The 24,203-nt window shown below is 72.6% G+C and carries 24 protein-coding genes; 16 read left to right on the forward strand and 8 right to left on the reverse strand.

Features of this window, described 5'->3' with window-relative positions; genetic code table 11:
• Positions 1–214: 214 nt before the first annotated feature.
• A complete protein-coding gene (locus tag AB0D29_RS05200) occupies positions 215–844 on the reverse strand; it encodes a nucleotidyltransferase family protein (protein WP_362852223.1) in 630 nt (209 codons plus the stop codon).
• Between the two features lie 237 nt (positions 845–1,081).
• On the opposite strand from AB0D29_RS05200, the gene AB0D29_RS05205 reads away from it, so the two are divergent.
• The gene (locus tag AB0D29_RS05205; RefSeq protein ID WP_362852224.1) at positions 1,082–2,569 is read left to right on the forward strand and encodes a PLP-dependent aminotransferase family protein; all 1,488 of its coding nucleotides are present in this window, start codon (positions 1,082–1,084) and stop codon (positions 2,567–2,569) included.
• A 44-nt stretch (positions 2,570–2,613) separates the two neighbouring features.
• On the opposite strand, the gene AB0D29_RS05210 is transcribed toward AB0D29_RS05205, so the two are convergent.
• Both AB0D29_RS05210 and AB0D29_RS05215 read right to left on the reverse strand, forming a co-directional pair.
• Complete coding sequence (locus AB0D29_RS05210) at positions 2,614–3,249, reverse strand: response regulator transcription factor (RefSeq protein WP_030715232.1); 636 nt, start codon at positions 3,247–3,249, stop codon at positions 2,614–2,616.
• Positions 3,250–3,251: 2 nt separating this feature from the next.
• Positions 3,252–4,487, reverse strand: a complete 1,236-nt coding sequence (locus tag AB0D29_RS05215; RefSeq protein WP_362852225.1) for a sensor histidine kinase — start codon at positions 4,485–4,487, stop codon at positions 3,252–3,254.
• A 134-nt stretch (positions 4,488–4,621) separates the two neighbouring features.
• Here AB0D29_RS05215 and AB0D29_RS05220 point away from each other — a divergent pair, with 134 nt between their 5' ends.
• Positions 4,622–5,707: an ABC transporter permease gene (locus AB0D29_RS05220; RefSeq protein WP_362852226.1), complete on the forward strand. Its 1,086-nt coding sequence runs from the start codon at positions 4,622–4,624 to the stop codon at positions 5,705–5,707.
• Positions 5,704–6,423, forward strand: coding sequence for an ABC transporter ATP-binding protein (locus AB0D29_RS05225; RefSeq protein WP_362852227.1), 720 nt, complete (start codon positions 5,704–5,706; stop codon positions 6,421–6,423). Before AB0D29_RS05220 ends, AB0D29_RS05225 begins: the two co-directional genes overlap by 4 nt.
• Before the next feature lie 149 nt (positions 6,424–6,572).
• Here the strand turns inward: AB0D29_RS05225 and AB0D29_RS05230 are convergent, their stop codons facing one another.
• Positions 6,573–7,376 (reverse strand): IclR family transcriptional regulator, encoded by an 804-nt coding sequence (locus AB0D29_RS05230; RefSeq protein WP_362852228.1) that lies wholly within the window; start codon positions 7,374–7,376, stop codon positions 6,573–6,575.
• A gap of 327 nt (positions 7,377–7,703) precedes the next feature.
• Between AB0D29_RS05230 and allB the strand changes: the two genes are divergently transcribed.
• Together allB and alc are read left to right on the forward strand one after the other, a co-directional pair.
• Positions 7,704–9,047 (forward strand): allantoinase AllB, encoded by a 1,344-nt coding sequence (allB, locus tag AB0D29_RS05235; RefSeq protein ID WP_362852229.1) that lies wholly within the window; start codon positions 7,704–7,706, stop codon positions 9,045–9,047.
• A 2-nt stretch (positions 9,048–9,049) separates the two neighbouring features.
• The gene (gene alc, locus AB0D29_RS05240; RefSeq protein WP_362852230.1) at positions 9,050–10,162 is read left to right on the forward strand and encodes an allantoicase; all 1,113 of its coding nucleotides are present in this window, start codon (positions 9,050–9,052) and stop codon (positions 10,160–10,162) included.
• Positions 10,163–10,754: 592 nt separating this feature from the next.
• On the opposite strand, the gene AB0D29_RS05245 is transcribed toward alc, so the two are convergent.
• Complete coding sequence (locus AB0D29_RS05245) at positions 10,755–11,486, reverse strand: SDR family oxidoreductase (RefSeq protein WP_362852231.1); 732 nt, start codon at positions 11,484–11,486, stop codon at positions 10,755–10,757.
• Positions 11,487–11,680: 194 nt separating this feature from the next.
• Here AB0D29_RS05245 and AB0D29_RS05250 point away from each other — a divergent pair, with 194 nt between their 5' ends.
• Positions 11,681–12,295 carry a dihydrofolate reductase family protein gene (locus AB0D29_RS05250; RefSeq protein ID WP_362852232.1) on the forward strand — a complete coding sequence of 205 codons (615 nt, stop codon included), beginning with the start codon at positions 11,681–11,683 and terminating at the stop codon, positions 12,293–12,295.
• 23 nt (positions 12,296–12,318) lie between these two features.
• Here the strand turns inward: AB0D29_RS05250 and AB0D29_RS05255 are convergent, their stop codons facing one another.
• On the reverse strand, positions 12,319–12,690 hold the full coding sequence (locus AB0D29_RS05255) for a hypothetical protein (RefSeq protein ID WP_362852233.1): 372 nt from the start codon (positions 12,688–12,690) through the stop codon (positions 12,319–12,321).
• A 133-nt stretch (positions 12,691–12,823) separates the two neighbouring features.
• Between AB0D29_RS05255 and AB0D29_RS05260 the strand changes: the two genes are divergently transcribed.
• Positions 12,824–13,741: a DMT family transporter gene (locus AB0D29_RS05260; RefSeq protein ID WP_362852234.1), complete on the forward strand. Its 918-nt coding sequence runs from the start codon at positions 12,824–12,826 to the stop codon at positions 13,739–13,741.
• Positions 13,742–13,804: 63 nt separating this feature from the next.
• Here AB0D29_RS05260 and AB0D29_RS05265 read toward each other — a convergent pair whose 3' ends face one another.
• On the reverse strand, positions 13,805–14,818 hold the full coding sequence (locus AB0D29_RS05265; RefSeq protein ID WP_362852235.1) for a Gfo/Idh/MocA family oxidoreductase: 1,014 nt from the start codon (positions 14,816–14,818) through the stop codon (positions 13,805–13,807).
• Between the two features lie 225 nt (positions 14,819–15,043).
• Between AB0D29_RS05265 and AB0D29_RS05270 the strand changes: the two genes are divergently transcribed.
• The 9 genes from AB0D29_RS05270 to AB0D29_RS05310 all read left to right on the forward strand — a co-directional run bounded on the left by AB0D29_RS05270 (position 15,044) and on the right by AB0D29_RS05310 (position 22,554).
• Entirely contained in the window at positions 15,044–16,024 is a 981-nt protein-coding gene (locus tag AB0D29_RS05270; RefSeq protein ID WP_362805447.1) for a substrate-binding domain-containing protein, read from the forward strand.
• Positions 16,021–17,055 carry an ABC transporter permease gene (locus tag AB0D29_RS05275; RefSeq protein WP_351592151.1) on the forward strand — a complete coding sequence of 345 codons (1,035 nt, stop codon included), beginning with the start codon at positions 16,021–16,023 and terminating at the stop codon, positions 17,053–17,055. The genes AB0D29_RS05270 and AB0D29_RS05275 overlap by 4 nt, the downstream gene beginning before the upstream one ends.
• Positions 17,052–17,915: an ATP-binding cassette domain-containing protein gene (locus AB0D29_RS05280; protein WP_362852236.1), complete on the forward strand. Its 864-nt coding sequence runs from the start codon at positions 17,052–17,054 to the stop codon at positions 17,913–17,915. Before AB0D29_RS05275 ends, AB0D29_RS05280 begins: the two co-directional genes overlap by 4 nt.
• Positions 17,912–19,084, forward strand: coding sequence for an ROK family glucokinase (locus tag AB0D29_RS05285; protein ID WP_362805453.1), 1,173 nt, complete (start codon positions 17,912–17,914; stop codon positions 19,082–19,084). Before AB0D29_RS05280 ends, AB0D29_RS05285 begins: the two co-directional genes overlap by 4 nt.
• Positions 19,081–19,674 (forward strand): hypothetical protein, encoded by a 594-nt coding sequence (locus tag AB0D29_RS05290; protein ID WP_362852237.1) that lies wholly within the window; start codon positions 19,081–19,083, stop codon positions 19,672–19,674. The genes AB0D29_RS05285 and AB0D29_RS05290 overlap by 4 nt, the downstream gene beginning before the upstream one ends.
• Positions 19,675–19,704: 30 nt before the next feature.
• A complete protein-coding gene (locus AB0D29_RS05295; RefSeq protein WP_362852238.1) occupies positions 19,705–20,337 on the forward strand; it encodes an MBL fold metallo-hydrolase in 633 nt (210 codons plus the stop codon).
• A 30-nt stretch (positions 20,338–20,367) separates the two neighbouring features.
• Positions 20,368–21,153: an exodeoxyribonuclease III gene (locus AB0D29_RS05300; protein WP_362852239.1), complete on the forward strand. Its 786-nt coding sequence runs from the start codon at positions 20,368–20,370 to the stop codon at positions 21,151–21,153.
• Positions 21,154–21,248: 95 nt separating this feature from the next.
• Positions 21,249–21,689 carry a DUF6278 family protein gene (locus tag AB0D29_RS05305; RefSeq protein WP_362852240.1) on the forward strand — a complete coding sequence of 147 codons (441 nt, stop codon included), beginning with the start codon at positions 21,249–21,251 and terminating at the stop codon, positions 21,687–21,689.
• Between the two features lie 121 nt (positions 21,690–21,810).
• Positions 21,811–22,554, forward strand: coding sequence for an amino acid ABC transporter ATP-binding protein (locus AB0D29_RS05310; RefSeq protein WP_362852241.1), 744 nt, complete (start codon positions 21,811–21,813; stop codon positions 22,552–22,554).
• A gap of 21 nt (positions 22,555–22,575) precedes the next feature.
• Here the strand turns inward: AB0D29_RS05310 and AB0D29_RS05315 are convergent, their stop codons facing one another.
• Positions 22,576–24,171: a CocE/NonD family hydrolase gene (locus AB0D29_RS05315; RefSeq protein ID WP_362852242.1), complete on the reverse strand. Its 1,596-nt coding sequence runs from the start codon at positions 24,169–24,171 to the stop codon at positions 22,576–22,578.
• Positions 24,172–24,203 lie beyond the last annotated feature (32 nt).

The raw sequence follows: 24,203 nt of genomic DNA on the forward strand, positions 1-24,203 counted from the left end.
GGGGAATGCTCGCGCGAGACGGCACGCGGTGCCGTCGGGTGTGGAGAGTTCCGGAATACGGTCGCGGGCGCCGTCTGGGGGTTCAGGGCGCTTCTGACCAGTGGATAGTAATTTCCTCATGGTGGAAGTTCAATGGTTTGTTGATATCGAGATTCTCTGAGTCGACAGATTCCACTTCCCGGTGGCCCTCAGTGCCATCGCCGTCACGCCGTGCTCAGAGGAGACGCACCAGGTCGGGCGGTGTGTCGATGTCGAAGGCCTCCGCGATGTCCGAGCACTCCACCAGCATGAGCTCTTCGGCGTGTCGTGCGAGGTGCACCCGTGCGCCCTTGTCGCCCGTCGCCGTCGCCGCGATGTCCGCCCAGCGGTCCGCGCCGAACAGCACCGGGTGGCCGCGCTCCCCGTCGTAGGCCGCCGCCACCAGGCTCGCGGGGGAGCGGTAGGCCTCCCGGACCCGGGCCACGGCCGCCGGGCCGATGCCCGGCTGGTCCACGAGCGAGACCAGGGCCGCGCGGGCGCCCGTACCGGCCAGTGAGGTGAGTCCGACCCGCAGGGAGGAGCCCATCCCCTCCGCCCAGTCCGGGTTGTCCACGACCACGCAGCCGGTCAGGTCGGCGCGCTCGCGGACCTCGGGGGCCGAGGCGCCGAGCACCACGTGCACCGGGCCGCAGCCCGCCTCGCGCAGGACCCGTACGGCGTTCTCGACGAGCGGGCGGCCGCGGTAGGGGAGCAGGGCCTTGGGGCGCCCGCCGAGCCGGCGGCCGCCGCCGGCCGCCAGGAGCAGGCCCGCGATCACGGGTGAAGCGGAGGGGGCGTCGGAATCGGAGGGGGAGTTGGCTGACATGCCACCGATTCTCGCTCCTGTACGGAATCCCGTGAGCGCCGCGCCAGAGTGCGGCGTACGGAGTCCAGCGCGGCCCCGATGCGCAGCGGCCGGGAGACCCGGTTCTCGGCGGCGGCCAGCAGGGCACGTTCGTCACGGTCGGTCAGCATTTCGCCGTCTCCTTGCCAATCGGGGGCCAATACGGCGAGTCTGGTCCTCGATTGGCCTGGCCGTCAGAGCCAATCAGGGGAGGTTGGCATGGCAAACGGGCGAGTGGTCCAGACAGCGGACAGAACCATCGGCAGTCGGCAGCTCGCCGCCCTCCTGCCCGCCGAGGTCCTGGCCCGCCCCGGCTACCGGGCGCTCGCCGACGCCGTCCGCACGCTGATCCTCGACGGCCGGATCGCCCTGCACGTCAGGCTGCCCGCCGAACGCGAACTCGCCGAGGCCGTCGGCGCCAGCCGGGCCACCGTCACCGGCGCCTACGACCTGCTGCGCGAGAGCGGCTACGTCCGCAGCCGGCGCGGCTCCGGCACCTGGACCGAACTCCCCGACGGCCACCGCCCGGTCGGTGCGCACGCCATCGTCGGGGGGATCGGCGGCCGCGCGGACGGCGAACCGGGCATCGACCTCGCCATCGCCGCCATGGGCGCCCCGGAGGGCAGCCTCGCCGAGGCCTTCGCCTGGGCGGCGCCGCGCCTGCCCCAGCTCGCCCGCAGCCCCGGCTACCACCCGTTCGGCCTGCCCGACCTGCGGACCGCCGTCGCCGAGCGGTTCAGCCGGCGCGGACTGCCCACGCGCCCCGAGCAGATCCTGCTCACCTCCGGCGCCCAGCAGGCCTTCAGCCTGGTCGTCAGCCTGCTCTGCCGCGCCGGGGACCGGGTCGTCACGGAGAACCCCACCTACGCCAACGCCCTCGACGCCCTGCGCCACGCGCGGCTGCGCACCGGTTCCATCGCCGTCTCCGACGCCGGCTGGGACATGGAGATCGCCGAGTCCACCCTGCGCCAGACCGTGCCGAGGATGGCGTACGTGATCCCCGACTTCCACAACCCGACGGGCGCGCTGATGCCGCCGGAGCAGCGGCTGCGGCTGCTCGCGGCGACCCGTGCCACCGGGACCTGGCTGGTGGTCGACGAGACCATCGCCGACATCGCGCTGGACGTGCCCGCGCCCCCGCCGCTGGCCTCCCTCGCGCCGCGCGGCGGCGCGGACCACGTGATCACCATCGGCTCGCTCAGCAAGACGCACTGGGGCGGCCTGCGCGTGGGCTGGGTCCGGGCCACCGCGAAGATGATCGCCGAGCTGACCGCGGTACGGGTCTCCGCCGACATGACCGGCTCGGTCCTCGACCAGCTGGTCGCGCTCCCGCTGATGGACGACATGGACCGGGCCCTGCCCGCCCGCCTCGCCCAGCTGCGGATCCAGCGCGAGGCCCTGGTGCAGGCCCTCCAGCGGTACACGCCCGAATGGTCCTGGCAGGTCCCCCCGGGCGGGCTCTCGCTCTGGGTCGACCTGGGCGAGGCGGTCAGCTCCGCCCTGGCCGAGCGCGCCGCGGCCGCCGGCGTGCACATCGGCCGCGGCGCCCGCTTCGGGGTGGACCCGGGCACCTTCGAACACCGGCTCCGGATCCCCTACACGCTCTCCGCTGACCGCCTGGACGAGGGCGTGCGCCGCCTCGCCGGCGCCTTCCACGACGGCATCCCGCTCCCCTCGGCGGTCGACCGCCCGCACTGGGTGGCCTGAGCCGCGCGGCCCGGCGGTCCGTGCCCGGTACGGGGCGGCAGTCCCTACGGTGTGCGGATCAGCCGGCGGGTGGCGGCGGCCGCGACCGCCGAGGTGCGGGAGTCGACGCCGAGCTTGGCGTAGATGTGCACCAGGTGGGACTTGACCGTGGCCTGGCTGAGGAAGAGCTTCTTGGAGATCTGCTGGTTCGACAGGCCGTCCGCGACCAGCTGCAGCACCTCCAGCTCCCGCTTCGTCAGCGCCTCCGCCGGGGTCCGCATCCGGTCCATCAGCCGCAGCGCCACCGCCGGGGCCAGCGCCGACTGGCCCGCGGCGGCCGTCCTTACCGCCGCCGCCAGTTCCTCCGGCGGGGCGTCCTTGAGCAGGTAGCCCGAGGCGCCCGCCTCCACCGCCGCCAGGATGTCCGCGTCCGTGTCGTACGTGGTCAGCACCAGCACCCGGGGGGAGCCCGGGCGGGCGGTGATCAGGGCCGTCGCCTCGGAACCGTGCATGCCGGGGCCCGGCCCGAACTGGAGGTCCATCAGGACCACGTCCACCGGCTCGGAGCCCGCCAGCTCCACCGCCCGCTCGGCGGTCGCCGCCTCGGCCACCACCGCGAAGTCCGCCTCCGTGTCCAGGACCGCGCGCAGTCCCGCCCGGACCACCGGATGGTCGTCGGCGAGCAGCAGCCGGATCGTCATCGTCAGACCTCCAGGGGCAGCGGCAGGGTGACGGCCACGGCGGTGCCCTGGCCCGGGGCGGACTCCACGGTGAACAGCCCGCCCAGCGTCTCGGCGCGCGAGCGCATCGCGGGCAGCCCGAAGCCGCCGTCACCGGAGGCCGACGCGGCCGAGGAGGGGTCGAAGCCGTGCCCGTCGTCCACGATGTCCAGCGTGACCGAGGCGTCCATGAAGGTCAGCGTGATCTCGGCGCGCCCGGCCCGCGCGTGCCGCACCACATTGGCCAGCGCGGACTGCGCGATCCGCAGCAACGCCACCTCGTACGGGGTGGGCAGCACCCGCGGGCTGCCGCTCAGCGAGAACCGCACCCGCGGCCCCGGCACCCCCGCGCACAGCCGCTCCAGCGCGGCGGCGAGCGACCCGTGCTCCAGGTCCGGCGGGGTCAGGGCCCGTACGAAGCGGCGCGCCTCGGCGAGGTTCTCCTGGGCGGCCTCCCGGGCCCGGGCGATGTGTTCCAGCGCCGGAGCCTCCTCGGGCAGCGCCCGCTCGGCGGCCCGCAGCAGCAGTTGGATCGAGGACAGCCCCTGGGCGAGGGTGTCGTGGATCTCCCGGGCGAGCCGCTCCCGCTCGGCCAGGATCCCGGCGCCCCGCTCGGCCGCGGCCAGCTCGGCCCGGGTGGTGATGAGCTCCTCGATCAGTTCGCGGCGGCGCTCGCTCTCGCGGTACAGCGCCTGGTAGCCCAGTACGGTCGCCACCGCCACGGCCCCGCCCAGCAGCGGCCCCAGGAAGGCCCCGGGGGTCGCCGCGCTGCTGTGCGCGAGGAACCCGCCGATGGCCGCACAGGCGGTCAGCGCGACGGCCGCGACGCCCCAGCGCAGCCGCAGCAGGTGCAGTTCCAGGAAGTACAAGGGGAAGGCGATCCACAGCCCGTCGGGGGAGACCACCAACAGCGCCGCCCAGGCCGCGCCGAGCCCGGTCAGCCACACCGCCCCGGCGCGCGGCGAGCTGTGCACGGCGGGGGCCCGTACGCCGCCCGCGTAGACGGCGGCCAGGACCGCGCAGGCGGCGATCACCCAGCCGGCCCGGGGAGCGGAGTCGGTCACGGCCCGCCCGGCGGCGAGCGCGAGCAGCCCGAAGAGCAGCGCGTGCAGGCACAGCCGCAGCACTCTCGACACCGGGGGGAGGGCGCGGGAAACGGGAAGACCGGAAACGGGAAGGAGGGGGGCGGCGGGAGCGGCGGGCGCGGCGGGAGCAGTCATGACCGGACCAGCGTAAGTCGGGCCCGGCCGGCCCCGGTCAACCGAAAGTTTGATGTACCGGTGCGCCCTTCGATACGAGGATCTCTACTGTGGCGCGATGCCTTGTGCCCACGCGGAACACCAAGGTGGGGAACATGTTCGTCGCATGGAGAGATCTACGGTTCGCCAAGGGACGCTTCGCCCTGATGGGTTCGGTCGTCCTGCTGATCACGCTGCTGGTCGGCCTGCTGTCCGGGCTCACCTCCGGCCTGGCCCGGGAGAACATCTCGGCCATCACCGGCCTGCCCGCCTCGCACCTGGCCTTCGCCGCGCCCGCCGGGGACCAGAAGGTGTCCTTCACCAACTCCCAGGTCCCCGAGTCCGCCTGGCTGGCCTGGCGCAAGCAGCCCGGGGTGACCTCGGCCGAGCCGCTCGGCATCCGCACCACCAACGCCGTCTCGGGTGAGCGCACCGCCGCCGTCTCGGTCTTCGGCGTGGACCCGGCCGGCCGGCTCGGGCCGCGGAAGGCGGGCCTCACCCAGGGCCAGGTGGTCCTCGCCGAGAAGGCCGCGAAGGAGCTCGGCGGCCTCACCGCGGGCGCCAAGCTCAAGATCGGCCCGCTGGAGCTGACCGTGGCCGCCGTCTCCGGGACCGCCGCCTACAGCCACACCCCGGTGGTCTGGATGGACCTCAACGACTGGCAGCGCATCGGCAACCCCGGCACCTCCATCGACACCCTCGCCACCGTCGTCGCCGTCTCCGGCGGCGGCCTGGACCTCGCGGCCGCCGACGGGGCCGCCGGAACCAAGGCCCAGACCGTCGACGAGGCCCTGGGCGCCATAGGCTCGTACCAGGCCGAGAACGGCTCCCTCCAGTTGATGCGCGGCTTCCTCTTCGTCATCTCCGCCCTGGTGATAGGGGCCTTCTTCACGGTGTGGACCATCCAGCGCAGCGGCGACATCGCCGTTCTGAAGGCGCTGGGTGCCTCCACCCCGTACCTGCTGAAGGACGCCCTCGGCCAGGCCGTGGTGATGCTCGCCATCGGCACCGGGCTGGGCACCGGGCTGGCCGTCGGCTTCGGCGCGCTGATCAGCGGCGGGAACGTGCCGTTCGTGCTCGACGCCGCCACGGTCCTCGTCCCCGCCGCGATCATGATCGTGCTCGGCGCGCTGGGCGCGGCCCTGTCCATCCGGCGGATCACCGCCGTCGACCCGCTGACCGCCCTCGGGAGCGCCCGATGACCCTGCTCGTCCACGACGTCACGCTCACCTACCCCGACGGCGAGAGCCGGCTCACCGCCCTGGACGCGGTCCGCCTGGAGGTGCCCGCGGGCACGCTGACGGCGGTGATCGGACCCTCCGGCTCCGGCAAGTCCAGCCTGCTCGCGGTCGCCGCCACCCTGGTCACGCCGGACTCCGGCCGGGTCGTCGTCGCCGGCCGGGACACGGCGGGTCTCAGCGCCGCCGAGAAGTCGGCCCTGCGCCGGGAGCAGATCGGCATCGTCTTCCAGCAGCCGAACCTGCTGGCCTCGCTGACCGCCGCCGAACAGCTCCAGGTCATGGCGCACCTGTCCGGGCGGCCCTCCAAGGCCCTGCGCCGCCGCGCACTGGAGCTGCTGGACGCGGTGGGGCTGGCGGACAAGGCCGACAAGCGGCCGCACCAGCTCTCCGGGGGCCAGCGCCAGCGGATCAACATCGCCCGCGCCCTGATGAACGAGCCCGCCGTGCTGCTGGTCGACGAGCCGACCAGCGCCCTGGACCACGAGCGCGGTGCGGCCGTGCTGGACCTCCTGGTCACGCTGACCCGCGAGCGCTCCACCGCCACGGTGGTGGTCACCCACGACCACGCGCACCTGGAGCGGATGGACCGTACGGCGACGATGGCCGACGGCCGCCTGACGCCGCTCCCGGAGCCCGGCGCCGAACCCGGCGCCCTGAGCGGCGTACGGGCCTCCTGAGCGGCGTACGGCCGTCCTGGGCGGCGTACGAGGGCACGCACGCGCCCGGCACGCACGCCGCCACGCACCCGCCCGCACGCGAAGGCCCCGGCCGTTCCTCGCTCCGAGGGACGACCGGGGCCTTCGCGTGCCGTGCGGGCGGGTGCCGCCTAGGCCGGGGTCTGGTTCGACAGGGCCACCGACAGCTCGGCGGCGACGCCCTGCAGGATCGGCACGAAGGACTCGGCCACGGCCTCGGTGACCCGGCCCGCCGGGCCGGAGATGGAGATCGCGGCGGCGGTCGGCGAGTTCGGCACCGAGACGGCGAGGCAGCGGACTCCTATCTCCTGCTCGTTGTCGTCGACCGCGTAGCCCACCTTGCGGACCTGCTCCAGCGCGTCGAGGAAGCCCTCGGGCGTGGTGATGGTCTTCTCGGTCGCCGCCGGCATGCCGGTGCGCGCGAGGAGGGCGCGTACCTCGTCGGCGGGCGTGTGGGCCAGGAGCGCCTTGCCCACGCCGGTGGAGTGCGGCAGCACGCGGCGGCCGACCTCGGTGAACATGCGCATGGAGTGCTTGGAGGGCACCTGGGCGACGTAGACGATCTCGTCCCCGTCGAGCAGGGCCATGTTCGCCGTCTCGCCGGTCTCCTCGACCAGGCGGGCGAGGTAGGGGCGGGCCCAGGTGCCCAGCAGCCGCGACGCGGACTCGCCGAGGCGGATCAGACGCGGGCCGAGGGAGTACCGTCGGTTGGGCTGCTGGCGGACGTAACCGCACGCCACCAGCGTGCGCATCAGGCGGTGGATCGTGGGCAGGGGCAGGCCACTGGCGGCGGAGAGTTCGCTGAGGCCGACCTCGCCCCCGGCATCGGCCATGCGTTCGAGCAGATCGAAGGCGCGCTCAAGGGACTGGACGCCACCGCTGGCGGCAGGGGTCTTTGAGGAAGCGTCGGTGGTGCTGGCGCTGGACGTCGGCACGGCGCGGTCCTTTCGGTGCTGGCAGGCAAGGGAGCAGCCTACCCGGCGGTCGGCGTCGGTCCCAGTGTTGGGGTCAAGACCGTCGCCGCCGGTCAGAGGCGGTTTGTCCGGTGGCGGACGTCCTCGGGAAGTTACCTGCCCGGTTCCCGGTGGTGGTAGCTACATTCTGGATAGTGAAATCTTAATTCCATCCTGTGGAAACATCCAATTGCGGCCCCGGTGTGTCAGTGGTCCGTCCGGGCACTCTTGACTGGCTACGGATCGCCGGGAAGACTCCGTCAACAGAACGTTGAATTTCGCTCTGTGGAAGTAGATGGGGAGGTTCCGGTGGCCGACGTGGCTGTGGAACTGGTACTGCGCTCGACGCGCGTCATCACCCCCGAGGGGACGCGCGCCGCCTCGGTGGCCGTCGCCGGCGGGAAGATCACGGCCGTGCTGGCGTACGAGGCCGAGGTACCGGCCGGAGCCCGGCTGGAGGACTTCGGCGACGACGTCCTGCTCCCCGGCCTGGTCGACACCCACGTCCACGTGAACGACCCGGGCCGCACCGAGTGGGAGGGCTTCTGGACGGCCACCCGCGCCGCGGCGGCCGGAGGCATCACCACGATCCTCGACATGCCGCTGAACTCCCTGCCGCCGACCACCACGACCGACAACCTGCGCGTCAAGCAGGAGGTCGCCCGCGCCAAGGCGCACGTGGACGTCGGCTTCTGGGGCGGCGCCCTGCCCGACAACGTCAAGGACTTGGCGCCGCTGCACGACGCCGGCGTCTACGGCTTCAAGTGCTTCCTGTCGCCCTCGGGCGTGGACGAGTTCCCCGAGCTCGACCAGGAGCAGCTGGCCACCTCCCTCGCCGAGATCACCGGCTTCGGCGGCCTGCTGATCGTGCACGCCGAGGACCCGCACCACCTCGACGCCGCCCCGGTCGTCCCCGGCCCCAAGTACGCCGACTTCCTCGCGTCCCGTCCGCGCGACGCCGAGAACACCGCGATCGGCAACCTGATCGCCCAGGCCAAGCGGCTGAACGCGCGCGTCCACGTACTGCACCTGTCGTCCTCCGACGCGCTGCCGCTGATCGCCGCCGCCAAGGCCGAAGGCGTCAAGATCACCGTCGAGTCCTGCCCGCACTACCTCACCCTCACGGCCGAGGAAGTACCGGACGGCGCCAGCGAGTTCAAGTGCTGCCCGCCCATCCGCGAGGCCGCCAACCAGGACCTCCTGTGGGACGCGCTCGCGGACGGCACCATCGACTGCATCGTCTCCGACCACTCGCCCTCCACCGCGGACCTGAAGACCAGCGACTTCTCCACCGCGTGGGGCGGCATCTCCTCCCTCCAGCTGGGCCTGCCCGCCATCTGGACCGAGGCGCGCCGCCGCGGCCGGACCCTGGAGGACGTCGTGCGCTGGATGTCCGCGGCCCCGGCCGCGCTGGCCGGCCTGGCGCAGAAGGGCGCGATCGAGGTCGGCAGAGACGCCGACTTCGCCGTGCTCGCCCCCGAAGAAACGTTCACTGTGGACCCGGCCGAACTCCACCACCGCAACCAGGTCACGGCGTACGCGGGCAAGACCCTGCACGGCGTCGTGAAGTCCACCTGGCTGCGCGGTACGCAGATCGCCGACCACGGCACCCCGACCGAGCCCACGGGCCTCCTCCTCGAAAGGCAGAACTGACAGTGGCGATTCCCTCCTTCACCGGCAACGCGAACCCGTACGGAGGCGGCGACCCGTACGCGGACTACCGCACCGCGGACTTCCCGTTCACCCAGTACGCGAACCTCGCCGCCCGTGAGCTGGGCGCCGGCGTCATCGCTGCCAACGACGAGTTCTTCGCCCAGCGCGAGAACCTCCTCATCGCCGAGGCCGCGCACTTCGACCCCGAGCACTTCGGCCACAAGGGCAAGATCATGGACGGCTGGGAGACCCGCCGCCGCCGCGGCGTCTCCGCCACCCAGCCCTGGCCGACCGCCGAGGACCACGACTGGGCGCTGGTGCGCCTGGGCGCCCCCGGCGTCATCCGCGGCATCGTCGTCGACACCGCCCACTTCCGCGGCAACATGCCGCAGGCCGTCTCCATCGAGGGCGCCTCGGTCGACGGCGCGCCGACCCCCGAGGAGCTCCTCGGCGACGACGTGAAGTGGACCACCCTGGTCCCGCGCACCGCGGTCGGCGGCCACGCGGCCAACGGCTTCGAGGTGAGCACCGAGCAGCGCTTCACGCACCTGCGCGTCAACCAGCACCCGGACGGCGGCATCGCCCGCCTGCGCGTCTACGGCGAGGTCCTGCCCGACCCGAAGTGGCTCGCCGCGCTCGGCTCGTTCGACGTGGTGGCCCTGGAGAACGGCGGCTCCGTCCAGGACGCCTCCAACCGCTTCTACTCCCCGCCGACCAACACCATCAACCCGGGCCGCTCCCGCAAGATGGACGACGGCTGGGAGACCGCCCGCCGCCGCGACAACGGCAACGACTGGATCCGCTACCAGCTCGTCACCGAGTCCGAGATCCGCGCCGTCGAGATCGACACCGCGTACCTCAAGGGCAACTCGGCCGGCTGGGCCTCGCTCTCCATCAAGACGGGCGAGGAGGGCGAGTGGACGGAGTTCCTGCCGCGCACCCGCCTGCAGCCCGACACCAACCACCGGTTCGTCCTGGACGCCCCGGCGGTCGGCACGCACGTACGGATCGACATCTTCCCGGACGGCGGTTTCTCCCGCCTGCGCCTGTACGGCTCCCTGACGGAGACCGGCGAGGCCGCGCTGACCGCCCGTCACCAGGAGCTGGGCGGCTGACGCCACCCCGTTCGACCGCCCCGGGAGCCGACACTCCCGGGGTCACGCCCGGCCCGAGGGGGCGCACCGCGACGCGGCGCGCCCCCTCGGCATTCCCCCTGCGAACTCCCGTACGGGTGGGGCACAGTGGAGCGCGGCGGCCCCGCCGGTTGCCTCCGGCGGGTCGGCAGGAGTGGGGGCCGGTTGTGCCGGGGCCGGGCGCCGGTTGGCTGCGCCGCTCGGGCGGGATGCTGCGGGGGCCGGTTGTGCCGGGGTCGGGCGCGGGTTGGCTGCGCCGCGCGTGCGGGGTGTGGTGGGGGCCGGTTGTGCCGGGGTCGGGCGCGCGCCGGGGTGTCTCCTCGGACGCCGAACGTGGCGGGGGGTCGGAGAGCTCGGCCCCGAGGCGTTCGGCGCCCTGCGGGGATCACCCCGACACACACCCGACCCCGCCCCAACCGGCCCGGTCCGATCCCAGCCCCTGCCATGCGGCTACGCCGCACCACTCCGGCCTCGCCGCACTACTCCAGCCCCTCCGGCGTTTGAGGAGCGGGGTGCGGGGCGGAGCCCCGGCGGCGGCGCGGCACCGGGAGACGGCGGCATCCCCAGGCGGGAGCTAGGCGGCGTGGCCGCCGTCGACCGCGAACTCCGACCCCGTGACGTACGCCGCCCCGGGCCCGGCCAGGAAGGTCACCATGTCGGCCACCTCGCCCGCCGTCCCGAAGCGCCCCAGGGCGGTCATCGCCGCCTGCGGCTCCGCGTACGGTCCGTCCGCCGGGTTCATGTCGGTGTCCACGGGCCCCGGGTGGACGATGTTCGCGGTGATTCCGCGCCCGCCCAGCTCCCGGGCGAGCGCCTTCGTCAGCCCGATCAGCGCCGACTTGCTCATCGCGTAGAGCGTGCCGCCGGGCCCCGGCACCCGCTTGGTCATGCAGGTGCCGATGGTGATGATCCGCCCGCCCGGCCCCAGTTCGGCGGCCGCGGCCTGCGTGGTGGTGTACACCCCGCGCACGTTGACCGCGAGCACCCGGTCCACGTCGGCCGCGGTCAGCGCTTCCAGCGGCCCGAGCACGCCCGCGCCAGCGTTGTTGACCAGCACGTCGAGCCGCCCGAACTCCCGCACGACCCGCCCCACCACATCGGCGCCGGCCCCCGGATCCCCGGCGTCGGCCCGCACCGCGAGCACCCGCCGCCCGAGGGCCTCGACCTTGCCGGCCACCTCGGCCGCGGCCGCCTCGCCGCTGACGTAGGTGAAGGCGACGTCCGCGCCCTCCTCGGCCAGCCGCAAGACGGTCGCCGCCCCGATCCCCCTGCTGCCACCCGTCACCAGTGCCACTTTGCCGTCCATGACGTTCCTCCTTCGATTGCCCACCATTTGGTTGCGAGTTCAATCAAATCTCGGGAGGGCCGACCCCGCTGGCAGGAATCCGACCTCGCGTTTCCCGGGTTCCCGCGCGGGGGTGTGCGTGGCGTCGCGATGAGGTTTCGGGGGTCCGGGAGTCTGCATTCGTGTAGGGACGACCGAGCTAGGAGCACAGAGCCATGGGCAAGCTGACCCTGACCACCTTCGTGACCCTCGATGGCGTGATGCAGGCGCCCGGGGGGACGGAGGAGGACCGCAGCGGCGGGTTCGAGTACGGCGGGTGGCTGGTGCCGTTCGCCGACGAGGGCATGCTGGAGTTCGTCAAGGACGTCTACGGGCGGACCGAGGCGTTCCTGCTCGGGCGGCGGACGTACGAGATCTTCGCCGGGTACTGGCCGCACCACGACGATCCGGCGGACCCCATCGCGCGCAACCTGAACCGGCTGCCGAAGTACGTGGCCTCCACCACGCTCGAGGAGCCGGCCTGGGGCCCGGTCACCGTGCTCGACGGGGAGCACCTGCAGAGCGAGATCGTCCGGGTCAAGGACGCGCTGGAGGGGGAGCTCCAGGTGCACGGCAGCGGGCAGCTCGCGCAGTGGCTGCTGGCCCGGGACCTCGTGGACGAGCTGAACCTGCTGGTCTTCCCGGTGTTCCTGGGCGCGGGGCGGAAGCTGTTCTCGACCGGCGGGCTGCCGACCGCCTTCGAGGTGACGGACTCCCGTACGACCTCGGTCGGAACCGCCATCCACACCTACCGGCCCAAGGGACGGGCCGCCTTCGGCACGTTCACCTGAGCCAGGCGGCCGAAAGGGACGGCCTAGCGCGGGTCCAGGGCGAGCTGGACCACGCGCCCCTCGCGCAGGACCAGCAGGTCGGGGGCCTCGTGCTCGTAGTGGCGGATGCGGCCGACGGGGCCCGGCGGGCTGATGTGGGGGGCCACGAGCAGCAGGAAGTCCTCCACGTCCGGGAGCTGTTCCTCGTGGATCTCCTGGCGGGCCGTCAGCGCCCAGCCGTCGTGTCCGGCCGGGCCGAATTCACCGACGAGCATGCCGCCCACGCGCCAGGCCGGGCCGCGGGCGCAGAGCAGCCCGGTGTCCGGCGCCAGCTGGCGCCGGACCTCCGCGAGCACGGCTTCCGGCGTGGTGTCGAGCAGGTCGAACGCCAGGTCCAGGGCGTAGAGATCAGCCATGGGCCCGATGCTACGGGTCCGGTGCGGGCGTCCCGGAAAGGGGTCGCCCGGCATGATCGGCTCCGGTAGCGTGCCCCTGCACCCGTGCGAGCCGCCGAAGTCTCCACCTCTTCCGTGACGTTGGAGACCTCCGATGACCGTGATCTCGCCGGCCCTCGAAGCCGCCCCCCGCCGGGCCTGGCTCGCCGACCTCCCGGTCCTGGCCGTCGCCGTCGTATGGGGCGGCAGCTACCTCGCCGCCAAGGGCATCACCACCGCGCACACCGTCATCGCCGTGCTCGTGCTGCGGTTCGCCCTGGTCCTGCCCGTCCTCGTCGTCGCCGGCTGGTCGCGGTTGCGGGCCCTGACCCCGGCACAGTGGCGCGCCGCCGGCCTGCTGGGACTCGTACTCGGCGGGATCTTCCTCCTGGAGACCTACGGGGTCGTCCACACCTCCGCCACCAACGCCGGGCTGATCATCAGCCTGACCATGATCTTCACCCCGCTGGCCGAGGCCGCGCTGCGGCGGCAGGCGCCCTCCACAGGATTCCTCGGGGCCGCGGCCGTCTCCGTGGCCGGTGTCGTACTCCTCACCCAGGGCGCCGGATTCACCGCGCCCGGCCTCGGTGACCTGCTGATCCTCGGCGCCGCCCTCGCCCGGACCCTGCACGTCCTGCTCATGGCCCGGACCGAGGCCGTCCAGGACGCCGACTCGCTGTCGCTGACCACCGTGCAGCTCGGCGGCGCCGTACTGGTCTTCGCGCTGCTGGCCGCCGTGCCCGGGGCCGGGGCGAGCCCGTGGGCCGCCGCGGCCGGTTTCGGGGCCGCGCAGTGGGCCGGGCTCGCCTTCCTTTCCGTCTTCTGCACCCTCTTCGCCTTCTTCGTGCAGATGTGGGCCGTACGCCGCAGCTCGCCCTCCCGGGTCAGCCTGCTGCTCGGCACCGAGCCGCTGTGGGCGGCCGTCGCCGGCATCGCCATCGGAGGGGAGGAGCCGGGGCTCCTCGGTTACGCGGGCGCCCTCCTGGTCCTGGTCGGCACCGCCTGGGGCCGGCGCGCCGTCACCACCGTCTGAGCGTGGCCGGAAAGCGCCGCAGTCACAGGTGATCACCGGCCGTACTGTGGCCCCGTGCCCCCCTTACAGAGCCGGCAGGTCCGGGAGCTCCTCCAGCCGCACCCGGCGCCGCTCCCTGCGCGAGAGCTCGCAGGCCTCCGCGATCCGGAACGCCGCGAGCGCCTCCCGGCCGTCGCACGGGTTGGGCCCCTCGCCCCGTACCAGCCGGACGAAGGCCGCCAGCTCGGCCTCGTACGCCGGGGCGAAACGTTCCAGGAAGCCCGTCCACGGCTTGGTCGCCGGCGGCGGCCCGTGCGGTTCGGTGGAGGCGATCGGCGTCCGGTCGTCCAGCCCCACCGAGACCTGGTCCAGCTCCCCGGCCAGCTCCATCCGTACGTCGTACCCGGCGCCGTTGCACCGCGTGCCGGTGGCCGTGACCAGGGTTCCGTCGTCCAGGGTCAGGACGGCCGCCGCCGTGTCGATGTCGCCCGCCTCCCGGAACAGGGCGGGTCCCGCGTCCGACCCGGCCGCGTACACCTCGACCACCTCGCGCCCGGTCACCCAGCGGACCATGTCGAAGTCGTGCACGAGGCAGTCCCGGTAGAGCCCGCCGGAGGTGGTCAGGTACGCGGCCGTCGGCGGCGCAGGATCGGCCGTCATCGTCCGTACGGTGTGCAGCCGCCCGAGGGAGCCCGAACGGACCAGCTCGCGGGCCGTGCCGTAGCCCGCGTCGAAGCGGCGCATGAAGCCCACCTGGAGCAGCCCGCCCCCGGCCGCCACCTCCCGCAGCGCCGCCAGGGTCCGGTTCAGGTCCGGGGCCAGCGGTTTCTCGCAGAACACCGGCAGCCCGCCGCGCACCGCCCGTACGACGAGGTCCGCGTGCGCCTCGGTCGCCGACGCGACCACCACGGCGTCCACGCCCCAGGTGAAGACCTGCTCGACGCTGGGCGCGGCCGTGACCCCGAGCCGGTCGGCGAGGCGCGCCGCCCGCGCGGGATCGGCGTCCGCCAGCAGGAGCGAGCCCGCATCCCGGTGGCGGGCGAGCGCCGCCGCGTGGAAGGACCCGATCCGGCCCGTTCCGATGAGCCCGATGCGCATGCACTCAACCTGACCCTGTCGGCGGAACCTGTCAATCCGCCCGCGCATGTCAACCTGACCCTGAGTGCCCCGATGACCCTTCATGGTCGACTGTGGCGGATACTGAGCGGCTGGACCGGAATGGAGCCGGAATGACCGGATTGGTGACCGGCTCGACGGCGGACCGAATTGGTGACGAGGGAAAGGCACGGCGACGTGGCTAGGGTTCGGACAGGGGTACGCGTCGTGGGCGCCGTGCTCGCGGCGGTACTGGGGGCCTCGCTCGCGGGCTGCAGCAGTACGGGGGGCAAGCGCGCCGAGGAGCGGGCGAAGGCCGCCGAGGCGGGCCGGCCCGCCGTCTCCACCCCGCGCTGGACCTTCGCGATGGTCACGCACGCGGGCGACGGCGACACCTTCTGGGACATCGTCCAGAAGGGCGCCAAGGAGGCCGCGGCCAAGGACAACATCAACTTCGTCTACGCCCACGACGACCAGGCCCAGCAGCAGGCGCAGTTCGTGCAGAACGCCATCGACCAGAAGGTCGACGGGATCGTCGTCAGCCTCGCCAAGCCGGAGGCCCTCAAGGACGTCATCGCCAAGGCCGTGAAGGCCGGCATCCCGGTGATCACGGTCAATTCCGGCTCCGCCCAGTCCGCCGAGTACGGCGCGCTGACCCACATCGGCCAGGACGAGGAGATCGCCGGCGAGGCGGTCGGCACCGAGCTGAACGAGCGGGGCCGCAAGAAGGCCGTCTGCGTCCTGCACGAGCAGGGCAACGTGGGCCACGAGCAGCGCTGCGCCGGGGCGAAGAAGACCTTCTCCGGCACGATGGAGAACCTGTACGTCGAGGGCACCAACATGCCCTCCGTCCAGGCGTCCATCCAGGCGAAGCTCCAGGCCGACCCGTCCGTCGACGCGATCGTCACCCTCGGCGCCCCCTTCGCCCCGACCGCGATCAAGGCGAAGGACGCGGCGGCCAGCAAGGCCGAGGTCGACACCTTCGACCTCAACGCCTCCGTGGCCCGCGACCTCAAGTCCGGGGCCCTCGGCTTCGCCGTCGACCAGCAGCCCTACCTCCAGGGCTACGAGGCCATCGACCTGCTCTGGCTGTACCGCTACAACGCGAACGTGCTCGGCGGCGGCCGCCCGGTGCTCACCGGCCCGCAGATCGTCACCGCCGCCGAGGCGTCCAAGCTGGAGGAGTTCATCAAGCGGGGCAGCCGATGAGCACGCCCGCCGCCGTCGACGAACGGCTCGCGCCCACCTCCGTCGTGCGCAAGCTGCTCGCCCGCCCGGAGCTGGGCTCCGTGGTCGGCGCCGCCGCCGTCTTCGTCTTCTTCTCCTTCGCCGCCCCCAGCTTCCTGCAGGCCTCCAGCCTGAGCACGATCCTGTACTCGGCCTCCACCATCGGGATCATGGCCGCTCCGGTGGCCCTGCTGATGATCGGCGGCGAGTTCGACCTCTCCGCCGGTGTCATGGTCACGACCTCCGCGCTGGTGAGCTCGATGTTCAGCTACCAGATGACGGCCAACGTCTGGGTCGGCGTCGCGGTGTCCCTGCTGGTCACACTGGCCATCGGCTTCTTCAACGGCTTCATGCTGACCCGCACCAAGCTGCCCAGCTTCATCATCACGCTCGGCACCTTCCTGATGCTGACCGGCCTGAACCTCGGCTTCACCAAGCTCATCAGCGGTTCGGTCTCCACCAAGACCATCGCCGACATGGAGGGCTTCTCCTCCGCGCGGGCCCTCTTCGCCTCGCAGTGGAACGTCGGCTCGGTCACCCTCAAGGTCACCATCCTGTGGTGGCTGGCCATCGTCGCCGTGGCCACCTGGATCCTGCTGCGCACCCGCGCCGGGAACTGGATCTTCGCCGTGGGCGGCGGGGCCGACGCGGCCCGCGCGACCGGCGTGCCCGTCGTGAAGACCCGTATCGGCCTCTACATGGGCGTCGCCCTGTGCGCCTGGATCTCCGGGCAGCACATCCTCTTCTCGTTCGACGTGGTCCAGTCGGGCGAGGGCGTCGGCAACGAGTTCCTCTACATCATCGCGGCCGTCATCGGCGGCTGCCTGATGACCGGCGGCTACGGCTCCGCCATCGGCTCGGCGGTCGGCGCCTTCATCTTCGGCATGACCAGCAACGGCATCGTGTACGCGCAGTGGAACCCGGACTGGTTCAAGTTCTTCCTCGGCGCGATGCTCCTGCTGGCCACGCTGCTCAACGCATGGGTCCGCAAGCGGGCGGAGGCACGGGCATGACCGGCGACGCACTCGTGAAGCTGACCGACGTCAGCAAGTACTACGGCAACATCCGCGCCCTCCAGGGGGTCTCCCTGGAGGTCTCGGCGGGCGAGATCACCTGTGTCCTCGGTGACAACGGCGCCGGCAAGTCCACCCTCATCAAGATCATCGCGGGCCTGCACCGGCACGACGCGGGCACCTTCGAGATCGAGGGCGAGGAGACCGTGCTCGCCAACCCGCGCGCGGCCCTGGACCGCGGCATCGCCACCGTCTACCAGGACCTCGCCGTCGTCCCCCTGATGCCGGTCTGGCGCAACTTCTTCCTCGGCTCCGAGCCCACCAGGGGCCGCGGCCCCCTCCGCCGCCTCGACGTGCCCCTCATGCGCGAGACCACCCGCGCCGAGCTGCTGCGCATGGGCATCGACCTGCGCGACGTGGACCAGCCCATCGGCACCCTGTCCGGCGGTGAACGCCAGTGCGTGGCCATCGCCCGCGCCGTGTACTTCGGCGCCAAGGTCCTCGTACTCGACGAGCCCACCGCGGCCCTCGGCGTGAAGCAGTCCGGAGTGGTCCTCAAGTACGTCGCCGCGGCCCGCGACGCGGGCCTCGGCGTGGTACTGATCACCCACAACCCGCACCACGCGTACCTGGTGGGGGACCGTTTCGTCCTCCTCAAGCGGGGCACCATGGCGGGCAGCCACACCCGCGACTCGATCACGCTCGACGAGCTCACCCGGCAGATGGCGGGCGGCTCCGAGCTCGACGAACTGAGCCACGAACTGGAGCGAGTGGCAGAATCGGGGGCAGACGCCCCACCCGGCGCAGCCGACCCGGCTTCCCGTACCACCCCATCCAAGAGGGACGACACGACTCGATGAGCACGTACCGGGACTTCACGCTCACCCACCGGGGGTCGGCGCGAGGCACCGTCCTGCGGACCATCGGAACCCGTGAGCGCCGGTCGCACCTGACCGCCCCGCGCGTGCCGACCGTCGGCATCGACATCGGCGGCACCAAGGTGATGGCCGGCGTCGTCGACGCCGACGGCATCATCCTGGAGAAGATCCGCACCGAGACCCCGGACAAGTCCAAGAGCCCCAAGGTCGTCGAGGACACCATCGTCGAGCTGGTCCTGGACCTCTCCGACCGGCACGACGTGCACGCGGTCGGCATCGGGGCCGCCGGCTGGGTGGACGCCGACCGCTCCCGGGTCCTGTTCGCACCCCACCTGGCCTGGCGCGACGAGCCGCTGCGCGACGCGCTCCAGTCCCGGCTCGCGGTCCCGGTCATGGTCGACAACGACGCCAACACCGCCGCCTGGGCCGAGTGGCGCTTCGGCGCCGGGCGCGGCGAGGACCACCTCGTCATGATCACGCTCGGCACCGGCATCGGCGGGGCCATCCTGGAGGGCGGCCAGGTCAAGCGCGGCCGCTTCGGGGTCGCCGGCGAGTTCGGCCACATGCAGGTCGTTCCCGGCGGCCACCGCTGCCCCTGCGGCAACCGCGGCTGCTGGGAGCAGTACAGCTCCGGCAACGCCCTGGTCCGCGAGGCCCGCGAGCTGGCCGCCGCCGACTCCCCGGTCGCGTACAACATCATCGCCAGGGTCGGCGGCAACGTCCACGAGATCACCGGGCCGCTCATCACCGAGCTGGCCCGCGAGGGCGACGCCATGTGCGTCGAGCTGCTCCAGGACATCGGCCAGTGGCTCGGCGTCGGCATCGCCAACCTCGCCGCCGCCCTCGACCCCTCCTGCTTCGTCATCGGCGGCGGCGTCAGCGCCGCGGACGACCTGCTGATCGGCCCCGCGCGGGAGGCCTTCCGCCGCCACCTCACCGGCCGCGGCTACCGGCCGGAGGCCCGGATCGCCAAGGCCCAGCTCGGCCCCGAGGCCGGTATGGTCGGCGCCGCCGACCTCGCCCGGCTCGTCGCCCGGCGCTTCCGGCGCGCCACCCGCCGGCGGGTCGAGCGCTACGAACGGTACGAGCGCTACGCGCAGCAGCTGGGCCGGCGCGACCCCGCCGGCTCCGAGGACCAGGAAAAACAGTGACGCCGCCCTCCCTGCCCCACCAGGCCCCCGCACCCGACGCGGACGCCACGCCGCCGCCCACCGCCGAGGACCGCAGGCACGTGGTCAAGCGCCGCTGGATCACCGCGATCATCATCCTGCTGCTGATCGGCGTACCCGCGGGCTACCTCGCGATCTCCACCCAGCAGAGCCGCGAGAGCGGCCGCGACAAGGCCGCCAAGGTCGGCGCGTCCGAGGTGCGCCCCGGCTGGCCCTCCAAGGTGCAGCGCAGCATCTACGAGGTGCCGATCCCGCCGAAGGCCTGGCGGGTCGGGTTCCTGGAGACGAACAACTGGCGCACCAGCCGGCTGTTCACCGCGTTCGCGGTGACCCCCGAGGACCTGGACGCCTTCCTCGCCGCCGTCGGCACCAGCCGGGCCGGGCTGAAGGAGGGCGAGGTCTCGATCTCCGCGCACGACTCCGAGGTCGCCGGCTGGAGCTGGAGCCCGCAGGCCACCTGGTACGGGACCACCGTGGAGCAGCCGGACCCGCGCCCCAGCCGGGACATCACGGTGGACCTCACCGACCCCGAGAAGCCCAGGGTGTACGTGGTCTCCACGACCACTCCCTGACCTGGGCCGGTCCACCGCTAGCCTGGGATCATGAAGCTCACCAAGCGGCTGCACTCCTGCGTCCAGTTGGAGAAGGACGGGCGCACGCTCGTCATCGACCCGGGCGCCTTCAGCGAACCGGACGCGGGCCTGGGGGCGGACGCCCTGCTGGTCACGCACGAACACCCCGACCACTTCGAGGAGGGCCGGCTGCGGGCCGCCCTCGACGCGAACCCGGCGGCCGGGCTGTGGACGCTGCGCAGCGTCGCCGACCGGCTCGCCCCCGCCTATCCGGGCCGGGTGCACACCGTCGGCCACGGCGACACCTTCACCGCCGCCGGGTTCGAGGTCCAGGTGCACGGGGAGCTGCACGCGGTGATCCACCCGGACATTCCGCGGGTCACGAACGTCGGCTACCTCGTGGAGGGTTCCCTCTTCCACCCGGGGGACGCCCTGACCGTGCCCGGGGTCCCGGTGGAGACCCTGATGCTCCCGGTGCACGCCCCCTGGAACAAGGTCTCCGAGGTGATCGACTACCTCCGCGAGGTCAAGCCGCGCCGGGCCCTCGACATCCACGACGCCTACCTCTCCGACATCGCCCGGCCGATCTACGACTTCGCCCTGGACGCCCTGGGCGGCACCGACCACGGCCGACTCACCGCGGGGGACAGCACGGACCTGTGAGTGTCGGTGCCTGGAGGTAGGTTGGAACGCATGCGTATCGCCACCTTCAACGTCAACTCCGTCACCGCCCGGCTGCCGCGTCTGCTGGCCTGGCTGGAGAGCTCCGGCACCGATGTCCTGTGCATCCAGGAGACCAAGTGCTCGGCGGAGCAGTTCCCGCACGCCGAGCTGCGCGAGCTGGGCTACGAATCGGCCGTCAACGCCACCGGCCGGTGGAACGGCGTGGCCCTGCTCTCCAAGGTCGGCCTGGACGACGTGGTCCTCGGGCTGCCCGGCGGGCCCGACTACGAAGGGGTCCAGGAGCCCCGCGCGATCTCCGCGACCTGCGGCGGGGTCCGGGTCTGGTCGGTGTACGTGCCCAACGGCCGCGAGGTCGAGCACGACCACTACGGCTACAAGCTGGACTGGTTCCGCTCCCTGACCACGGCCGTCGCCGAGGACGCGGCCGGCCCGCGCCCCTTCGCGGTGCTCGGCGACTTCAACGTGGCCCCGACCGACGAGGACGTCTACGACCCGGCCGTCTTCGCCGGCCTCACCCACGTCACCCCCGCCGAGCGGGCCGCCCTGGAGGCACTGCGGGCCGCCGGGCTCTCCGACGTGCTGCCGCGCCCCCTCAAGTACGACCGTCCGTACACGTACTGGGACTACCGCCAGCTCGCCTTCCCCAAGAACCGGGGCATGCGCATCGACCTGGTGTACGGGAACGAGCCCTTCACCAAGGCCGTCACCGACGCCTACGTCGACCGCGAGGAGCGCAAGGGCAAGGGCGCCTCCGACCACGCCCCGGTCGTGGTGGACCTCGACCTCGACCGGTAGGCCACGGCGGACCGCCCTCCCCGGCGGTCATCCGGGCCGGCCGATCCAGGCGCGCCCTGTGGCCAGCGGCGGATCCTGGTGCGACGCTGGGCGGTATGAACATCCCTTTCCTGGACAACTGGCTGAACCGGCGTGAAACGGAACAGGGTGCGGGACTCGCCGCCGCCCTCGCGGACGATCCCGAGGGCGTCGCCGAGCTGTTCTCGGAGTGCGAGATGCTGCGCGTCCACGCGCGGGCGGCGGGCCTCGAACTCGACGAGAGCCAGGGCTCCTTGGAGGCGCTGGACCAGCTGATGCCCCGCTGGCGTCGGGACCCCGAGGTGGTGCCCTGGCTCGGCAACGACGCGGGCTTCTACCTGGGGACCGTGATCGTGCGGACCATCCCGGGGGCAGGCTGGCGGGTGTGGCCCAACGGCCAGCCGGTGATCCTGCTGGCCTCGGGCCGCGAGCTGAACGTGATCGAGTCGGGGGTGTCCTGGGCGATGACCGGATCCCCCGAACTCAGCCAGGCGTACGCCGAGGCCTCCGAGGGCTGACGCCCCGGCGCCCGGTGCCCCGGCGTGTCGCGGCGAAGTGCCCTTCCGCGGCTGGATAGTTTGCGCTGACCTCGACACACAGACACACAGACACACCGACATCCAGGGGGCAGGGCAGCGCATGACCGTCGATCCGTTGATCGAGCTGCGGGACGTCAACAAGCACTTCGGGCAGCTGCACGTCCTGCGGGACATCAACCTCACCGTCGGCCGCGGGGAGGTGGTGGTGGTCATCGGCCCCTCCGGTTCCGGGAAATCCACCCTGTGCCGGGCGATCAACCGGCTGGAGCCCGTCGAGTCGGGCACGATCCTGCTGGACGGGGAGCCGCTGCCCGCCGAGGGCAAGGAGCTGGCCCGGCTGCGCGCCGAGGTCGGGATGGTCTTCCAGTCCTTCAACCTCTTCGCGCACAAGACCGTCCTCGCCAACGTCTCGCTCGCGCAGGTCAAGGTCCGCGGGCGCGGGAGGAGCGAGGCGGACCGGCGCTCCCGGGAGCTCCTGGACCGCGTCGGCCTCGCCGACCAGGCGCAGAAGTTCCCCGCCCAGCTCTCCGGCGGCCAGCAGCAGCGGGTGGCCATCGCCCGGGCCCTCGCCATGGACCCCAAGGCCCTGCTCTTCGACGAGCCCACCTCGGCGCTCGACCCGGAGATGATCAACGAGGTGCTGGAGGTCATGCAGCAGCTCGCGCGCGAGGGCATGACCATGGTCGTCGTCACCCACGAGATGGGCTTCGCCCGCTCCGCCGCGAACCGGGTGGTCTTCATGGCCGACGGGCGGATCATCGAGGACCGCACTCCGGAGCAGTTCTTCACCGCCCCGGAGAGCGACCGGGCCAAGGACTTCCTCTCCAAGATCCTCAAGCACTGAGGAGCCGGCCGCAGCCGCGGATCACTGCTCGCGCAGCGGTACCGAGACGTAGGACGGATCGGAGCGCGGCGAGGAGAAGGTCAGCTGCGCCCCGGTGGGGTTGTGCTCGATGTACAGCGGGTCGACGGTGTCGATGACGAGGGCGAGCCGGTGGCCCGCGGGCACGTCGTAGGCGGTGGAGAAGAGCTCCAGGTCCACACCGAACGCCCGGCCCGGCGTCCGGTCGTGGAAGGTGTACGGGGCGTTGCTGACGAGCTTGCCGATGCCGAGCGGGCCGACGTCGTAGAGGTACGCGACGAAGGTGCCGTCGGCCTTGGTGGGGGTGACGGTGGAGTGGAGCTTGACGGTGCCGCGGACCCGGCGCGGCGCGTCGTGGCGCTCCGACTGCCAGACGGCGGCGAAGGCGCGGGGGAGCAGCGGTATCGAGGCCGTCGGGGGCGCCTTGACGAACTGGTCGAGGATGCTGGAGAGGAAGATGATGCCGCCGTTGGCGCCCGAGTCGACATTGGCGAAGAGGTGCTCGCTGTCGGAGAGCGCGAGTCTCTCAGTGCCGCCCGCGCCGACCGACTTCCAGTCGGCGTAGCCCTCGTAGCCCTCGTCGCTGCGGGACTTGATCTGCACCGGGGCCTCGGTGTCGACGCCGTTGCGCTCGCCCTTGAGGTAGCGGTCGAACCAGCGGTGGGCGTTGGTCCAGGTGTCGTTGGGCAGGCCGAGCAGGCCGGTTCCCTCGGCGGTGGCGTGGTCCCCGGGCCGGAACTCCAGGCGCTTGGGGCCGGTCAGCCGCTCGTAGAACTTCGCGTACTGGTTGGGCGGGAAGATGGTGTCGCCCCAGGCGTTGCCGAGCATGACCGCGGCGCCGTTGGCGTTGATCCGGTCCACCTGTTCGGCGGCCGAACGCTTCCTGCCCCACTCGATCATCTGCTGCTCCCGGTCCAGCCGGGAGCCGATGAAGTCGCCCAGGATCGACTGGAGTTCGGGTCCGGGGCGGCCGGTCAGGTAGCCGGCGGCGCCGAGCATCCCGGCGGCCTGGAGGTGCTGGGTGCGGCCGGAGTAGATGGACTCGATGAGGTCGGCCCAGCCGCTCATCGCGACCACGGCCTTGATGCGCGGGTCGTGCGCGGAGGCCAGCAGGCTGATGCCGGCGCCGTACGAGACGCCGCCGAGGCCGATGTGGTCCGCGTCGGCGGGGGAGTTGACCAGGGCCCAGTCGATGACGGCGCTGACGTCGGCGATGTCCGGCGGGCCGGCCACCTCGATCTGCCCGCCGGAGAGCCAGAAGCCGCGGGAGGTGTAACTGACCACGACGTAGCCGGAGTCGGCGAGTTTCCTGGCCTGGGCGATGTATTCGATCTGGGGCATGCCCCAGCTGGTGGGCAGCACGATCAGCGGGTACTTCCGGCCGCTCGCCGCGCCGGCCGGGGTGAAGACGTTGCCCTTGAGGGTGATGCCGCCGGAGCCGGGGATGTCGTGGAAACGCAGTTCCGGCGAGGCCGCCGGGGCGTCGGCGGCGACTGCCGCGGCGGGGGCGGGAGCCGCCTGGGCCTGGTGGGGGGCCAGGCCCAGGGCGGCTGCCGCCAGCAGGGCTGCCACGGCTGCGGCGGTGGTGGCGCGTTCCATCAATCGCTCCTCGCGTACGCCGGGGTTGTCAA

The organism is Streptomyces sp. NPDC048424 (genome assembly GCF_040651555.1).
In the GTDB taxonomy this organism is placed as follows: Bacteria; Actinomycetota; Actinomycetes; order Streptomycetales; family Streptomycetaceae; genus Streptomyces.

Excerpts from the sequence above, each read along its gene's own strand:
- AB0D29_RS05250 (WP_362852232.1), top strand. The coding sequence starts at position 11,681 with ATGGGCAAGCTGACCCTGACCACCTTCGTGACCCTCGATGGCGTGATG.
- AB0D29_RS05245 (WP_362852231.1), bottom strand. The coding sequence starts at position 11,486 with ATGGACGGCAAAGTGGCACTGGTGACGGGTGGCAGCAGGGGGATCGGG.
- AB0D29_RS05300 (WP_362852239.1), top strand. The coding sequence starts at position 20,368 with ATGCGTATCGCCACCTTCAACGTCAACTCCGTCACCGCCCGGCTGCCG.
- AB0D29_RS05220 (WP_362852226.1), top strand. The coding sequence starts at position 4,622 with ATGTTCGTCGCATGGAGAGATCTACGGTTCGCCAAGGGACGCTTCGCC.
- AB0D29_RS05255 (WP_362852233.1), bottom strand. The coding sequence starts at position 12,690 with ATGGCTGATCTCTACGCCCTGGACCTGGCGTTCGACCTGCTCGACACC.
- AB0D29_RS05215 (WP_362852225.1), bottom strand. The coding sequence starts at position 4,487 with ATGACTGCTCCCGCCGCGCCCGCCGCTCCCGCCGCCCCCCTCCTTCCC.
- AB0D29_RS05315 (WP_362852242.1), bottom strand. The coding sequence starts at position 24,171 with ATGGAACGCGCCACCACCGCCGCAGCCGTGGCAGCCCTGCTGGCGGCA.
- AB0D29_RS05295 (WP_362852238.1), top strand. The coding sequence starts at position 19,705 with ATGAAGCTCACCAAGCGGCTGCACTCCTGCGTCCAGTTGGAGAAGGAC.
- AB0D29_RS05200 (WP_362852223.1), bottom strand. The coding sequence starts at position 844 with ATGTCAGCCAACTCCCCCTCCGATTCCGACGCCCCCTCCGCTTCACCC.
- AB0D29_RS05310 (WP_362852241.1), top strand. The coding sequence starts at position 21,811 with ATGACCGTCGATCCGTTGATCGAGCTGCGGGACGTCAACAAGCACTTC.
- AB0D29_RS05275 (WP_351592151.1), top strand. The coding sequence starts at position 16,021 with ATGAGCACGCCCGCCGCCGTCGACGAACGGCTCGCGCCCACCTCCGTC.
- AB0D29_RS05305 (WP_362852240.1), top strand. The coding sequence starts at position 21,249 with ATGAACATCCCTTTCCTGGACAACTGGCTGAACCGGCGTGAAACGGAA.
- AB0D29_RS05280 (WP_362852236.1), top strand. The coding sequence starts at position 17,052 with ATGACCGGCGACGCACTCGTGAAGCTGACCGACGTCAGCAAGTACTAC.
- AB0D29_RS05260 (WP_362852234.1), top strand. The coding sequence starts at position 12,824 with ATGACCGTGATCTCGCCGGCCCTCGAAGCCGCCCCCCGCCGGGCCTGG.
- AB0D29_RS05285 (WP_362805453.1), top strand. The coding sequence starts at position 17,912 with ATGAGCACGTACCGGGACTTCACGCTCACCCACCGGGGGTCGGCGCGA.
- AB0D29_RS05225 (WP_362852227.1), top strand. The coding sequence starts at position 5,704 with ATGACCCTGCTCGTCCACGACGTCACGCTCACCTACCCCGACGGCGAG.
- AB0D29_RS05205 (WP_362852224.1), top strand. The coding sequence starts at position 1,082 with ATGGCAAACGGGCGAGTGGTCCAGACAGCGGACAGAACCATCGGCAGT.
- AB0D29_RS05265 (WP_362852235.1), bottom strand. The coding sequence starts at position 14,818 with ATGCGCATCGGGCTCATCGGAACGGGCCGGATCGGGTCCTTCCACGCG.
- AB0D29_RS05210 (WP_030715232.1), bottom strand. The coding sequence starts at position 3,249 with ATGACGATCCGGCTGCTGCTCGCCGACGACCATCCGGTGGTCCGGGCG.